Source organism: Aminithiophilus ramosus (assembly GCF_018069705.1).
GTDB lineage: Bacteria > Synergistota > Synergistia > Synergistales > Aminithiophilaceae > Aminithiophilus > Aminithiophilus ramosus.
In genome coordinates, this window is record NZ_CP072943.1 from 243,389 (window position 1) to 257,214 (window position 13,826).

A 13,826-nucleotide genomic window follows, 5' to 3' on the forward strand; every position below is an offset into this window, starting at 1 on the left:
CCATGTCCTTCAACCCCGCCGTCTTCGCGCTGAAAAGGAGGACGACCATGATCGTCCTCACCCTGCTCCTCGTCGGGGCGGGAATCGCCTCCTACCGGGGGCTGGGCCGCCTGGAATACCCCGCCTTCACCATCAAGACGGCCATGGTCCTGACGACCTATCCCGGCGCCTCGCCTCAGGAGGTGGAAGAGGAGGTCTCCGACGTCGTCGAGGAGGCCATCCAGTCCATGGAGCAGGTCAAACGGGTCTATTCCACCTCTCAGGAGGGGCTCTCCGTCGTCTTCGTCGACATGAAGGATCGCTACGAGGCGTCGGCTCTTCCTCAGGTCTGGGACGAGCTGCGCCGCAAGGTGGGTGACGCCCAGGTCACGCTTCCTCCCGGCGCCGGTCCCTCGCAGGTCTACGACGATTTCGGCGACGTCTACGGCCTTCTTTTCGCCGTCACCGGCGAGGGGTACAGCTACGCCCAGCTCAAGGACTACGCCGAGGAGCTGAAAAAGGAGCTCCTCCTCTGCCGCGACGTGGCCAAGATCGATTTCTGGGGCACCCAGCAGGAGCGCCTCTACGTCGAGTTCCGCCGCTCCCGCCTGGCCGAGCTGGGCCTCTCGCCCGACCGGATCGGCCAGATCCTGTCGTCGCAGAACCTGGTCCGCGAGAGCGGCAACGTCGACTTGGGCGATCTTCGCACCCGCGTCACGCCGACGGGCGACTTCGCCGCCGAGGAGGCCGTCGGCGACATCCTCATCGGCGGCGAAGGGGGGCTCGTCCGCCTCGGCGACGTGGCGACCCTCTCTCGGGGCTACGTCGATCCCCCCAGGAACCTGATGCGCTTCGACGGAAGGCCCGCCATCGGCCTGGGCATCTCCACCGTCGCCGGCGGCAACGTCGTCGAGATGGGCAAGGCCGTCAGGGAGAGGCTCGCCGAGCTGGAGGCTTCCCGCCCCGTCGGCATGGAGCTCGTTCCCGTCTACTACCAGAGCGACATGGTCGTCCGGTCCGTCAATCAGTTCATCGTCAATCTCCTCGAATCGGTGGCCATCGTCGTGGGGCTTCTCATGCTCTTCATGGGCTGGCAGAGCGGCCTCCTCATCGGCTTCATCCTCATCCTCACCATCCTGACGACTCTCGTCGGCATGTTCCTCATGGGCATCGAGCTCCAGAAGGTCTCCCTTGGGGCCCTCGTCCTGGCCCTGGGCATGCTCGTCGACAACGCCATCGTCGTCGCCGACGGCATCCTCGTCCGCGTCGAGCGGGGCCAGAGCCGCGAGGCTGCGGCCTGCGACGTCGTCAAAGAGACCCAGTGGCCCCTCCTGGGCGCGACGGCCGTGGCCATCCTCGCCTTCGGCTCCGTCGGCTTCGCTCCGGGAGACGTGGGCGAGTTCTGCCGCTCTCTCTTTCATGTCATGGCCCTCTCCCTCTCCTTCAGCTGGGTTCTGGCCGTGACGGCGACGCCTCTCCTCTGCGTGCTCTTCCTCAAAGTCCCCGACAGAGAGGGGACGGTCGATCCCTACGACAGGCCCTTCTACCGGATCTACCGGCGCCTCGTCCATCTCTGCCTGAAGAGGGCGCCCCTGTCCGTGGCCGTCATCGTCGTCCTTTTCGTCCTCTCCGTCGTCGCCTTCGGCACGATACCCCTCTCGTTCTTCCCCCCCTCGACGCAGCCCTATTTCTACGTCAACGTCTGGAAACCCCAGGGGACGACCATCGAGGCCACGTCGCGGACCATGGAGGAGCTCGAGTCCTTCGTCCTCGGCCTCGACGGGGTGCGCAACGTCGCCACCTTCGTCGGCGAAGGCTCTCTCCGCTACGTCCTGACCTACAACTACGAAAGCCCCAACGCCAGCTACGGCCAGCTTCTCGTCGAAGCCGACGACTACCGTCGGATCGACGAGCTCGTCCTCGCCGTCGAAAGACAGATCAAAGGCTCCTTCCCCGGCGAAGCGATCTACTGCAGCCGCATCATGACGGGCCCCTCGAAACCCTACACGGTGGAGGTCCGCTTCAGGGGGCCCGACGCGGCGGTCCTCAAGGATCTGGCCCGCCGTGGCGAGGCCGTCATGCGCTCCCACGGAGGTGCCCGCGACATCCGGACCGACTGGCGTCACCCCCTCTTCGTCGTCAGGCCCCAGTTCTCCGAGAGTCGGGCCCGCAGGGCCGGAACGAGCCGCTATGACCTGGCGGGGGCCCTTCAGTGGACCTTCAACGGCACCGTCGCCGGAATCTACCGGGAGGGGACGGAGCTGATCCCCATCGTGGCCCGTCCCGTCGAGGAGGAGCGTCTATCGGCGGAGCAGATCGAGGACGTCCAGGTCTGGAGCGGCGCGGCGGGGGCCTATGTCCCCCTAGGGCAGGTCGTCTCCTCCGTCGAAAGGGTCTGGGAAGATCCTCTCGTCAAGCGTCGCAACAGGCAGAGGACCGTCACCCTTCAGGCCAATCCCGTCGTCGGCCTCGCCGAGCCTTTGCGCCGCGAGCTGAGGGAGGCCATCGAGGCGATCCCTATCCCTCCGGGCTACTCCATGGAGTGGGCCGGCGAGTATGCCGACTCGCAGGATGCCCAGAGGCCTCTGATGAAATCCTTCCCCTTCTTCCTGGGCGCCATGTTCTTCATCCTCATCGTCCTTTTCGACTCCGTCCGCCGTCCCCTCATCGTCTTCCTCACCGTCCCCCTCTCGACCATCGGCGTCGTCGTCGCCTTCCTCCTCACGGGGCAGCCCTTCGGCTTCATCGCCATCGTCGGTTTTCTCGGCCTTTCGGGCATGCTCATCAAAAACGCCATCGTCCTCATCGACCAGATCGAGCTGGACCGGGCCGAGGGGAAGGCCCCCTACGGGGCCATTCTCGACTCGGCCGTGAGCCGTCTCCGTCCCGTCACCATGGCCGCCGGGACGACGATCCTGGGCGTGATCCCCCTCCTCACCGATCCCCTCTATGCCGGAATGGCCGTGACCATCATGGGCGGCCTCTTCGGGGGCACCTTCCTCACCCTCATCGTCGTCCCCGTCCTCTACCGCCTCGCCTTCCGCGTCGCCGTCGACGACTCGGCCCTCTAGGCGTCTGTCGGGCTTGTCTGCAAAAAGGTTGATTCGGCCGGACCCATGAGACTTAAAGCCTGGCTTCAAGAGCAAGGAATCTCTTTTGGATAGCATGACGGCTGTTGATCGACGAGTCAGTCCAAGCCCGACGGATTCCTAGACGAAGCGCCGCAAGGGGCCCTTTCCCGCCGCAAGGGGGCGAAAACCGTCAGGAGAGAGGTTGTTCTCCCCTTGCGGCGAAGGTCGGCACAGCCGCCGATCGTATGGGGAAAGCCACCGGCGCCGGAAAGAGCCCCTGTGTTCCGGAAGCCTTACGGCCCGGGAGGCCTCGCCTCTTCGCGGGGCTCGCGACCGCTTCCGGCCGCGAGCGGCAAGGGAGCGAACTCCGGCAGACAGCAGAAGCGGCTGGGGGAGGACGGTTCCCGCTCGGAGCCACGCCGAGGCGGACGTTGGCGCCGAGAGACGTTTGTCGCGGAGGCTTGACGAAAGCGTATAGGGGCTATACTATTGCGCCATGAAAATAACGCCGAACTCCCAGACGAGAATCAGCTACGGCCTTCTTTTCGTCATCGTCCGCCTCCAGGAGCTGGAGCGGAAGACCCACACCTACGGGACGGACGAGCCCCTTTTCATCGCCGAAATCCACATGGTCAAGGCCATCAGGGAACATCCGGAGGCCCACCTCACGGCCCTGGCCGACAGGCTGGGCGTGACGAAGGGGGCCGTCTCCCAGCTCGTCAAGAAGCTGGAGGAGAAGGGGATGATCGTCAAGGACCGCGATCCCGCCAACCGGGCCCGCGTCGTCCTCTCCCTGACGGCCAAGGGGGAGAAGGCCTACGCCCTCCACGAGAGGGCTCACCGCGACTTCGACGACCTCGTCGAAGGCCTTCTGCAGGAGGCCACGGCCGAGGAGCGGGCCTTCCTGCAGGATTTCATCTCGAGGCTGACGCGTGCCCTGGACAGATTTTCGACCGTGAAGGAGTGATCTTTTTGTCGATCCATATAGTTGCTAAACGTATAGCCTCTGAACTTCCCGTGCCGAAAGAAGAGGGGAGGAGGCCATGAGCGGCAAGGGACGGGCCTTCACGGGATTTTTCGGGGGGGCCCGCTACGATCGGTTCGCGGCCCTTTTCGGCATGAAGGCTCCCTTCTACAGAAAGGCCCTGGGACCGCTGGCCCTCGGGGCGGGGGAGAGGGCCCTCGACCTGGGCTGCGGCCCGGGACCCATGACGGTCCTTCTGGCCTCCCGAGCCCACGGGGAGGCCCGGATCTGGGGCATCGACCTTTCCGAGGAGCAGCTGGCCCATGGCCGGACGAAAGTCGATCCCTCGACCTGTCCGGTGACCTTTCTCCAGGGCTCCATGGACGAGCTGCCCTTTCCCGACGGCCACTTCGATCTCGTCATGACCTCCATGGCCCTTCACGAGACGCCGCCTCCGGTCCGCCGGGGAACCGTCGCCGAGGTGGCCCGGGTCCTGAAAGAGGGGGGCTCTTCCTTCTCGTCGACTGGAGCCGGCCCCGCCTGGGGTTCTGGGGCGTCGTCTGGTTTCCCCTCTGCTGCTGGGGTGAGAGGAACAAAGACAACTGGAACAACGTCTACCCCCGACTCTGTCGCGAACAGGGACTTCTTCCCGAGGAGGACGGCTACATCAATTCCATAGCCCGCCGCCAGCTCTTCCGCAAAGGTCCCCTACCCTTTCACCCCTCGCCGTCCGGGAGGCATCCCTCTTCGCCACGGCGGCCCCCGGAGGGGATCGGAGGGCGTAACGGGGCTCCGGAGCCTCGGTGATTCCGGTCGCCGAAGGTTTTTCGGAACGGGTCCTCCCCGTCTTGCGGCCCCTGCCGCTCGGGACGGTTTTTTCCTGAAATCCGGCCTTGGCCGACGGTCTGCATGGAGATCTCCTCGCCGCTTGAGGCGACGAGGGGCAGGAGGTCTTTGTCCCTTCAAAGGTATAGCGGCTAAACGGATTCGGCCCTTCTCTCCCGACGGCGCTTTTCGGGCAGGGCAAAAGGTGTCGGAACCCCTTTCGCCGGAGCGCGGATCTTTCAGGAAGGCCGCGGAAAGGAAGATGAAGATGGCAAAGAAGACGAGAAGGGTCGTGGCCTTTTGCTGCGTCGCCGCGATCGCGGCGGCTGTCGCTTTTTTGTGTCTCGATCGACAGATCGTGGCCGTCGAGGGAGAGACCTCCTCGGTCTGGTCCAGGCCCGTCGGGATCGAAGAGGTCCGGTCCTCGCGGGAGGAAAGCCCCAACCGCTATCCCGTCGCGGTCCTGGCCTCGAAGGAGATTCCCCTCTCCTTCCGCGTCGGCGGTCCCCTGTCGGCCGTTTCCGTCCAGCCCGGCGACGCGGTCCGCCGGGGAGAGGTGCTCCTCGAGATCGACGGCCGCGATTTCGACGATGCCCTGAGGACTCTGGAGGCCGAGAGGGAGGGGGCCTCCGCCGCCCTCGATCAGGCCCGCCTCGATCTGGATCGGGCCCGTCCTCTTCTGGCCGAGGGGGTCATCGCCCAGGCGGGTTTCGACAGCGCCCAGAACGCCTACAACCGGGCCTCCGTCGCCCTGCGCGGCGCCGAGAGCCGTCTTGCCGGGGCCCGGCACAGCCGGGAGGACTGCCGTCTCCGCGCCCCCTTCGACGGCGTCGTGGCGACGCGGGACGTCGACGTCCACCAGATGGTCTCGGCGGGGCAGACGGTTCTCACCCTTCTCGATCTCTCCCGCGTCGACGTCAGGGCCGACATCCCCGAAGGCGAGGTCGCCGGTCGGTTCCTGGCGGGAGGCGAGGAGGCCCTCGTCATCTTCATACTCCCTCCCCGATCGGGTCTTCCCCGTCTCCCTGAAGGAGTGGAACGCCGCGCCGGACAGGGCGACGGGAACCTACGGCGTGACCTTCACCCTCTCCCCTCCTCCGGCGCTGCGTCTTTTGCCGGGGATGACGGGAGAGCTGGCCTGGACCGAGGATAGGGGGAGGGGCGATCTGACCGTTCCCGCCGATGCCGTCGTCGCCGACGACGGGGGAGTTCCGACGGTCTTCGTCTTCGATCCGGCGACGTCGACGGTGTCGCGACGTCCCATCGACGTGGGGCCCTGCGGCGGTCCCGATCGCCTCGTCGTCCGAGGCGGCCTGGCCGAGCTGGAGGGGCTCCGTCCCCTCGGAATGGAGCTGGAGCCGATCTACGGTCAGAACGAGATCGTCGTGGCCTCCATCGGCCAGTTCGTCGTCAACCTTCTCCAGTCCCTGGCCATCGTCATCGGCCTTCTGCTGCTTTTCATGGGGTGGAGAAGCGGTCTTCTCATCGGCTTCTCGCTCCTGCTCACCCTTCTGGGCACCTTCATCGGCATGTTCCTCATGGGCGTGACGCTCCAGAAGGTCTCTCTGGGCGCCCTGATCCTCGCCCTGGGCATGCTCGTCGATAACGCCATCGTCGTCGTCGACGGCATGCTCGTCCGCATGGCGAGGGGAGAGGGACCTGAAGAGGCGGCCTGCTCCGTCGCGGCGGCGACGCAATGGCCCCTTCTGGGGGCGACGGCCGTGGCGATCCTGGCCTTTGCCTCCATCGGCCTGGCGCCGGGCAACGTGGGCGAGTTCTGCCGCTCCCTCTTTCAGGTCATGGCCCTCTCCCTCTTCCTCAGCTGGGTCGTGGCCCTCACCGCCGTGCCGCTGCTGGGCGTCCTTTTCCTTGCCGGTCCGTCGGCGTCCGCCGACGGCGATCCTCACGACGGTCCCTTCCTGCGCCTCTACCGCCGTTGCGTCCAGGCCTGTTTGAGACGGCCCCGGCTCCTCGCGGGGATTGTCGTCGTCTCTCTCCTCGGCGCCCTGGCCGCTTTCCGCAACGTCCCCCAGTCCTTTTTCCCCCCTACGACGCAGCCCTATTTCTCTCTCAACATCTGGAAGCCTCAGGGGACGGCCATCGAGGAGACGGACCGGACCGTGGCCTCCGTCGAGGCCTTTCTTCGCGATCTTCCCGGCGTGCGCAACGTCGCCTCCTTCGTCGGCGAGGGGGCGCTCCGCTACGTCCTGAACTACAACTACGAAAGCCCCAATTCCAGCTACGGCCAGATCCTCGTCGAGGTGGACGAGCCCATCGAAAAGGTCATCGCCGACGCCGAAGCCCACCTTCGACGGACTCTGCCCGACGTGGAATTCTCCCTGGTCCGCGTCATGACGGGACCGTCCAGGGCCTACTCCCTGGAGATCCGTCTCCGCGGGCCCGACGCGAGTCTCCTCAAGTCCCTGGCCCGCCGCTGCGAGGTCCTGCTGCGTCGGCACGACGATGCCCGCGACATCGGAACGGACTGGCGTCAGCCCCTTTTCGTCCTTCGACCCCTTCTCGCCGAGGACAGGGGACGCCGGTGCGGCGTGGGGCGTCGCGAGGTGGCCTCGGCCCTGCAGTGGAACTTCGGCGGAATCTCCGTCGGGCTCTACCGGGAAGGCGACAAGCTGATCCCCATCGTCGCCCGCCCCGTCGAGGCCGAGCGACTCTCGGCCGAGGAGATCGGCAACGTCCAGGTCTGGAGCGATTCTCAGGGGGGCTATCTCCCTCTCCGTCAGGTCGTCTCCTCCGTCGAGACGGTCTGGGAGGATCCGTTGATCCGCCGTCGCGACGGCGAGAGGACGATCACCGTCCAGGCCAACTCGGTCCGGGGGCTGGCCGAGCCGCTCCGCAGGGAGATCGCCCCCGACGTCGGGGCCCTGGAGCTCCCGCCGGGCTATTCCCTCGAATGGGGCGGCGAATACCTCGCCTCGAAGGAGGCCCGTGAACCTCTGGGGCGCATCTTCCCCCTCTGTCTGGCCGGCATGATGCTCCTCCTCATCGGGCTTTTCGATTCGATCCGCCGTGCCCTTCATCGTCTTCCTGACGGCCCCTCTTCCCGTCATCGTCGTCGTCGTCGCCTTCCTCCTCACGGGGCAGGCCTTCGGCTTCATGGCCATCCTGGGGTTCCTGGGACTTTCGGGGATGCTCATCAAAAACGCCATCGTCCTCATCGACCAGATCGAGATCGAAAGGGCCGGAGGCAAGTCGATCGGGGAGGCCCTCGCCGACGCGTCGGTGAGCCGTCTCCGTCCCGTCGTCATGGCCGCCGGAACGACGATTCTCGGCATGATTCCCCTCGTGAAGGATCCTCTCTACTCCGGAATGGCCCTGACGGTCATGGGGGGGCTCCTCGTCGGGACCTTCCTCACCCTCGTCGTCGTTCCCGTCCTCTACCGCCTCTTCTTCGGCGACGAAACGAGAGGGTAAGGCCATGGGCGCGATCTCTTCCGGAACGTGGAGGTCCTATGACGAAAAGGACGGGAGAGTCTCCGAAACGGGCCTCGGCGAGGGGCCTTTTTCGCGTTCCAGGGGAAGCCCGTCGGCGCGGACTCGGTGGCGACGTCCTCGGGAGCCCGACGGGGCCTCGAAGGACGCCGTCGCCGATGTCCGACCGGGACGGAGGCTTTCCCTCCGGATGTCACGGTTCGATGGGCGGTGGCGGTGTCGTCGCCCCGGGGCGGCTGCCGGACGCGGCCCTGGTCCGAAGGAGGAGGGGCTTCGCCGGAAGGGCGGAAAAGAGGAGTCGGGAGAAGATCGGTGACCTTATCAGGAGAGGAGTCTGTGCGTGAAATGGAGAGATCTCTTGGCGAAAAGGAACAGACCGTGAAGAGCGAGACCGGGGATGGCTTTCCCTGTGGTCTCGAGACCGGGCAGGAGGTAATGGCGGACGGAGTGGGGCTGCTGCGGAGCTGTCGGGCCGCGGTTCGGGCGGCCCTGTTCAACTGGAGGGCACTGAGGGACGCCGTGTCCGTCCTGGAGCGTCTCGACGTCCGCGAAGGAAACGTCGTCGCCGACATCGGCTCCGGCGGAGGCTTCTTCGCCTTCGAAGTGGCCCGCCTGGCGGGGCCGACGGGGCGGGTCTTCGCCGTCGACGTCGACGAGGGCCTGCTGGGCTGCCTGGCCCGTCAGGCCCGGCGCCGGGGAATCACGAACGTCTCCTTTCTTCACAGCGCGCCGGAAGGCCCCACCCTGCCCCGGGAGAGTTTCGATCTGCTTTTCATGAGAAACGTCTTTCATCACCTCGCCGACCCCGTGGCCTTCCTGCGGAGGATAGCCCCGGCGCTGAAGGGAGCGGGGCGGCTGGCCGTCGTCGAGTGGAAACCGCGGAGAAGGTCGCTCTGGCGCCACAGCACCGATGAGGCCCTGATCCGCTTTTCGGCCGAGATGGCCCGTTTCAGCCTCATCGAGAGCTATGCCTTCCTGAAGGATCAGTCTTTCTCCGTCTTCGGCAGGCGGTGAGTCCGCCCTCGCGAAGAAGGTTCCGACAAGCTTCACCGTGGGAGGGAAAGGTCTACTCCCTTCAAGACAGGAGGCCATGACCGATGGAAGGATCAAAAGGTTCGGAAACGGTGACGATGGGCGAGGGCAGCGTCGCTGCCGCCCTCGCCCGCCTCGGACTGCCCGCGTTGGTCGGCATGATGGTTTCGGCCCTTTACGGCGTCGTCGATGCCTATTTCGTCGGAGGGCTCGGCACGGGCCACGTCGGGGCCATTGCCGTCTTTTTTCCCATAGCGCAGGTCCTCGTCGGCCTGGGGCTGGCCTTCGGCGTAGGAGCGGCCTCGCCCATCTTCCGTCTTCTGGGCGGAGGCGATTCGAAAGGAGCGGGCCGCTTCGCCTCGACGGCTCTTCTGTCAGGCCTGCTGGCCGGAGCCGTCGCCGTCTTTTTCCCGTTCCCTCCTGACGCGTCGGAGCCGGAGCGGCGTCCCTTTCGAGGGCACGCCTTCCCGACTCCGACGTTCTTCCCTGCCCTACGGCGGGCCTAGCGGAGGAGGCCCATGCTGCCCGTCAGGTGATTGATCTGCTTCCTGTCGCCGCAGAGGGCGATGCCCAGGTAGTTGAGGTTCGCCCCGGAGGCCTGGGCCATCTTGCCCCGGAATTCGTCGTAGGTTTTGCAGCCCTGGGCCACGTCGGAAAAATCGACGACGATCAGATCCGACAGGTCCTTCTCGCGGACCTTTCGGAGGATTTCCCTGATGGACGGGCCGTCCCCTCTGAGGATGGGAATGGGAAACTGGACGATGCCCATGTGGCAGATCCCGTCTCCGTCGAGAAGATCCTCCCCGACGGCCTCGGGCAGCCTCTTGCCCAGGGTCATCCCCAGGATGGCCGCCGTGTTCGTGATGATTCCTGCCGGCATGGTTTCGTCGACGACGATGACGCACTTTCTGTTGGCGTTGAGAGTCACGTTCCGATCTTCCTTTCACGCGTCGAGATGTCTTTGAAAAAGGTCTTTGTATTTTTTGGGCGTGACGCCGATGAAGTTCTTGAAAAACGAGGAAAAATGGCTCTGGTCGGAGAAGCCCGTCTCGAAGGCGACGTCCGACAGGGACCGGCCGGTCCTGATGAGATTCTTGGCCCTGTTGATCCGGACGGTCTGGACGTAGCGGTAGGGCGTGACGCCCTTCGCGCGGGAAAAGGATCTCAGAAGGTGGTACTTGTTCGCCTGGACGAGGTCGCTCAGCGTGTCCAGGTCGATCTTTCTGTTGTAGCTGCCCTCGATGTAGTCGCAGATCCGTTCGATCCGGGGATCGGAGGGCTCCGCCGCCGTCTGCGGAAGGCTGTGGGGCAGGAGGATCTCCGCCGCCACCCGCTCCAGGAGGGGCCTCCTCGTTTCGACGGGAGCCTCGTCGGCCAGGGCCTGCTGGGCCCTCTGGAGGAGCCGGGAGGCCCTTTCGTCGACGATGACGGGAGAGACGAAGCGGGGGAGAGACGATCCCGGCGAGAGGCCGACCAGACGGGCCATCGTCTCCCGCGAGAGGTTCAGGCAGCCGTAGGTGAGAGGCCTGTCGTCGAGAGGCTCGCAGCCATGGTCGTCGAAGGGGTTGAAGAGGACGATCTGGCCCGGTCCGAGGATAAACTCCCTTTTCCGGCAGATCAGACGCCTCCGGCCCTCCTCGACGAGGCCGATGACGTAGTGATCATGAAAATGGCAGGGGAATTTCTGCATGATCCCCCTGAATCGGTAGATTTCGACGTTCAGCTCCTCGTCGAAGCGGACGGAACGCTCCTCCTGTCGCACGCGGAGACCTCCTTGCCAGGCTACGGACCGTAGCATAGCAGATCTTTTCCTCCCCTTCTTGTACGATATTGACCCGGGCCAGGACGACCAGGGGGGCTCGGTGCCGCGTCAGAGCGGAGAGGTTCTGCCTCGACATGCTATGCTCTTTCCGGCGGGGCCTTGGCCTCGACACCCAGTGCCATGAGGAGGTTCGATCCATGCCGTCTTTCGATCGCATCGTCCACGCCGTCGACTCTCACACGGGAGGGGAGCCGACGCGGGTCGTCATGAGCGGCCTGCCCCGTCTGGAGGGGGCCACCATGCTCGACCGCTATCAGGAGATCGCCGAGAAGGGCGACGGCCTTCGGCGCTTCCTCATGTGGGAGCCCCGGGGCCATCGCGACATGTTCGGGGCCCTCCTCTTCCCCGCCGTCACGGCCGAGGCCGATTACGGCGTCATCTTCTGCGACAACAGGGGTTTTCTCACCATGTGCGGCCACGGCTCCATCGGCGTCGCCAAGACCCTCGTCGCCACAGGGGCCGTGGCCACGACTCATCCGACGACGACGGTGCGCCTCGATACGCCCGTGGGCCTCGTCGAGCTGACCGTCGAGACGCCCGAGGGGGGCCCCGTCGGCCCTGTCCGTCTCAGGAACGTCCCCGCCGTCGTCATCGCCATGGACCGGAGCCTGACCCTGTCGACGAGGGCGAAGACGATCGCCTACGACGTCGTCTTCGGCGGCCTCCTCTTCGCCCTCGTCGACGCCGGGCAGTTCGATCTCGAAATCGAGGCGGCCAACGCCTCCGAACTGACGCGGATCGGCATGGAACTCCTCCGGGACATCAACGCCTCGGCGACCTACGAGCACCCGGCCAATCCCAAGATCCGAAAGGTCAGCCACATCGAACTTTTCCGAAAGGGCGATCCGACGAGAAACGCCGTCGTCTTCGGCAACGGCCAGCTCGATCGCAGCCCCTGCGGCACGGGGACATCCTCCAAGGTGGCCCTTCTCGCCGCCCGGGGCGAGCTGGCTCCCGGCGAGCTCTTCGTCCATCAGTCCATAACGGGGTCCCAGTTCGTCGCCTCCTACGAGGAGGGGCCCGAGATCGCCGGTCGGCCCTCCGTCATTCCCCACATCAGGGGAAGGGCCTTCCTGACGGCCATGACGGACTTCGTCGCCGAGGCCGACGATCCCCAGAAGGAAGGCTTTTTCCTGGGGTGACCGGTCCCCTTCCCGATAGGGGACGCCTTCGTGGATGAGGCTCCTTTCTATTACTGTGGGTAGCGGGTAGAACCTGAGCCACCGAGAACCGAGAATGGATATCATGGGGGACGAAGTCCATTTTCCCCCATCAAAAGGCTTCGCCATGAACGACCCGAAGGTTATCCTCGAAGCGATTTTAGAACTTGCAGATCCTTGGATAACGCCCGATATTTTTCGCACTTTGGTCTGAGCTTCCCATCGGCAGTAGCCCCCGCAAGGGTTATGTTTGAGGTGCCAAGGCCACAACCATTATCTCGAGGAGGGCTACCGCAGAGGAACGATGCCACAGACGTTACCTGGAATGCGGCAGGTCCTTCGAAGATCGCCCGCATCGAAGAAAAGGGCTCCTCGCTATTTAGGGAACCTCTGAAAAAAAGATCCGGCAAGCTCCAACAGTACCTCTTGGTGGCTGAATTCGTGCGCTGTGTGCCATTTCAGCCTGTCGTGTCAGGCAAGTTGCCTATGTGGAGCTATTCCCGGCTCTTTTTTGCCTTATGGTTGCCGTTTTGCCGGCTTTTGAAGACACTACGCCCTATCCATCTCCAATAAAAGCCTTCTCACCATGTACAGGTTGGACAGGGCAAAAATCACGTGGACATGGCTTGTGTTCTTCTTGAGCCCCTTGTAACGCACCTTGGTGAATCCGAAGACTCGCTTCGCTCTTCAAAAGACATGCTCCACCTTTGCCCTCGTTTTGGACAGCATACGATTGTGAGACTGTTCTTCGTCGGTCAGTTTCCTGTTCCGTGACCCTCTTTTGTTGGTGTTGTCGACGGCATCGGGTGCCTTTTCCCGGATCGTCTCCGTCTTGCCTATGTAGGCCGAATCTCCCCAGACTCCCTTTTCCGCTCCGTGGAGAAGGTCTCCGACCATCCGGGAGTCGTGGACATTCGCTGCCGTGGTCGCGAGGCTGTGGACCAGCTTGCTGTCTTTGTCCACCCCGATGTGGACCTTCATGCCGAAGTAGTACGGGTTCCCTTTCTTTACCTGATGCATGTCGGGGTCTCGCTTCTTCTCCTTGTTCTTCGTCGACGAGGGCGCGGCGATGATGGTGGCGTCCATGATGGTTCCCTCGGCAAGGCGCAGTCCTTTCGATTGCAGGTGAGCATCGACCTCACGGAAGATCCGTTTCCCCAGGTCGTGCGCTTCGAGAAGGTGGCGAAACTTGCAGATGGTCGTCTCGTCGGGGACAGGCTCGTTCCCGAGGTCGATGCCGACGAAGCGCCTCATCGATTCCATGTCGTAGAGGGCTTCTTCCGCTGCCGGGTCGCTGAGGTTGAACCAGCACTGGAGGTGGATTCGGAGCATCCGCTCCAATCCAACCGGTGGACGACCTCGTTCGGCCTTGGGATAGAAGGGAGCGATGAGCGCGCAGAGATCCTTCCAGGGGACCACAGCCTCCATTTCGACAGAGGAACTTCTCCCGCCGGGTAGGCTTCCTGTATCTCTCGAAGGTCTGGGCGTCGGCAAGGGTTTTCTGTCGCTCCATTTCGTCTCGC

At 64.6% G+C, this 13,826-nt stretch carries 10 protein-coding genes and 1 pseudogene; 8 read left to right on the forward strand and 3 right to left on the reverse strand.

Annotated elements, in window-relative coordinates:
- The first annotated feature begins 2 nt into the window (after positions 1–2).
- The 7 genes from KAR29_RS01000 (at position 3) to KAR29_RS01030 (ending at position 9,827) form a co-directional block, all read left to right on the forward strand.
- Positions 3–3,050: an efflux RND transporter permease subunit gene (locus KAR29_RS01000; RefSeq protein WP_274373797.1), complete on the forward strand. Its 3,048-nt coding sequence runs from the start codon at positions 3–5 to the stop codon at positions 3,048–3,050.
- Positions 3,051–3,546: 496 nt separating this feature from the next.
- Positions 3,547–4,017 carry a MarR family winged helix-turn-helix transcriptional regulator gene (locus tag KAR29_RS01005; RefSeq protein WP_274373798.1) on the forward strand — a complete coding sequence of 157 codons (471 nt, stop codon included), beginning with the start codon at positions 3,547–3,549 and terminating at the stop codon, positions 4,015–4,017.
- 76 nt (positions 4,018–4,093) lie between these two features.
- Positions 4,094–4,693, forward strand: a complete 600-nt coding sequence (locus tag KAR29_RS01010) for a class I SAM-dependent methyltransferase (RefSeq protein ID WP_274373799.1) — start codon at positions 4,094–4,096, stop codon at positions 4,691–4,693.
- Positions 4,694–5,107: 414 nt separating this feature from the next.
- Positions 5,108–5,992, forward strand: a complete 885-nt coding sequence (locus KAR29_RS01015; protein ID WP_274373800.1) for an efflux RND transporter periplasmic adaptor subunit — start codon at positions 5,108–5,110, stop codon at positions 5,990–5,992.
- Positions 5,913–8,633 (forward strand): efflux RND transporter permease subunit, encoded by a 2,721-nt coding sequence (locus tag KAR29_RS01020; RefSeq protein WP_274373801.1) that lies wholly within the window; start codon positions 5,913–5,915, stop codon positions 8,631–8,633. Before KAR29_RS01015 ends, KAR29_RS01020 begins: the two co-directional genes overlap by 80 nt.
- A 91-nt stretch (positions 8,634–8,724) precedes the next feature.
- On the forward strand, positions 8,725–9,303 hold the full coding sequence (locus KAR29_RS01025) for a class I SAM-dependent methyltransferase (protein ID WP_274373802.1): 579 nt from the start codon (positions 8,725–8,727) through the stop codon (positions 9,301–9,303).
- An 83-nt stretch (positions 9,304–9,386) separates the two neighbouring features.
- Positions 9,387–9,827, forward strand: coding sequence for an MATE family efflux transporter (locus tag KAR29_RS01030; RefSeq protein ID WP_274373803.1), 441 nt, complete (start codon positions 9,387–9,389; stop codon positions 9,825–9,827).
- Here KAR29_RS01030 and KAR29_RS01035 read toward each other — a convergent pair.
- Together KAR29_RS01035 and KAR29_RS01040 are read right to left on the reverse strand one after the other, a co-directional pair.
- Complete coding sequence (locus KAR29_RS01035; protein WP_274373804.1) at positions 9,824–10,249, reverse strand: DUF2000 domain-containing protein; 426 nt, start codon at positions 10,247–10,249, stop codon at positions 9,824–9,826. The two genes, KAR29_RS01030 and KAR29_RS01035, sit on opposite strands and share 4 nt — an antisense overlap.
- Positions 10,250–10,264: 15 nt before the next feature.
- The gene (locus KAR29_RS01040; protein ID WP_274373805.1) at positions 10,265–11,083 is read right to left on the reverse strand and encodes an AraC family transcriptional regulator; all 819 of its coding nucleotides are present in this window, start codon (positions 11,081–11,083) and stop codon (positions 10,265–10,267) included.
- Between the two features lie 197 nt (positions 11,084–11,280).
- On the opposite strand from KAR29_RS01040, the gene KAR29_RS01045 reads away from it, so the two are divergent.
- Complete coding sequence (locus KAR29_RS01045) at positions 11,281–12,285, forward strand: proline racemase family protein (protein WP_274373806.1); 1,005 nt, start codon at positions 11,281–11,283, stop codon at positions 12,283–12,285.
- Between the two features lie 567 nt (positions 12,286–12,852).
- On the opposite strand, the pseudogene KAR29_RS01050 reads toward KAR29_RS01045, so the two are convergent.
- Positions 12,853–13,816: pseudogene (locus KAR29_RS01050) on the reverse strand (IS5 family transposase).
- Positions 13,817–13,826: the final 10 nt, after the last annotated feature.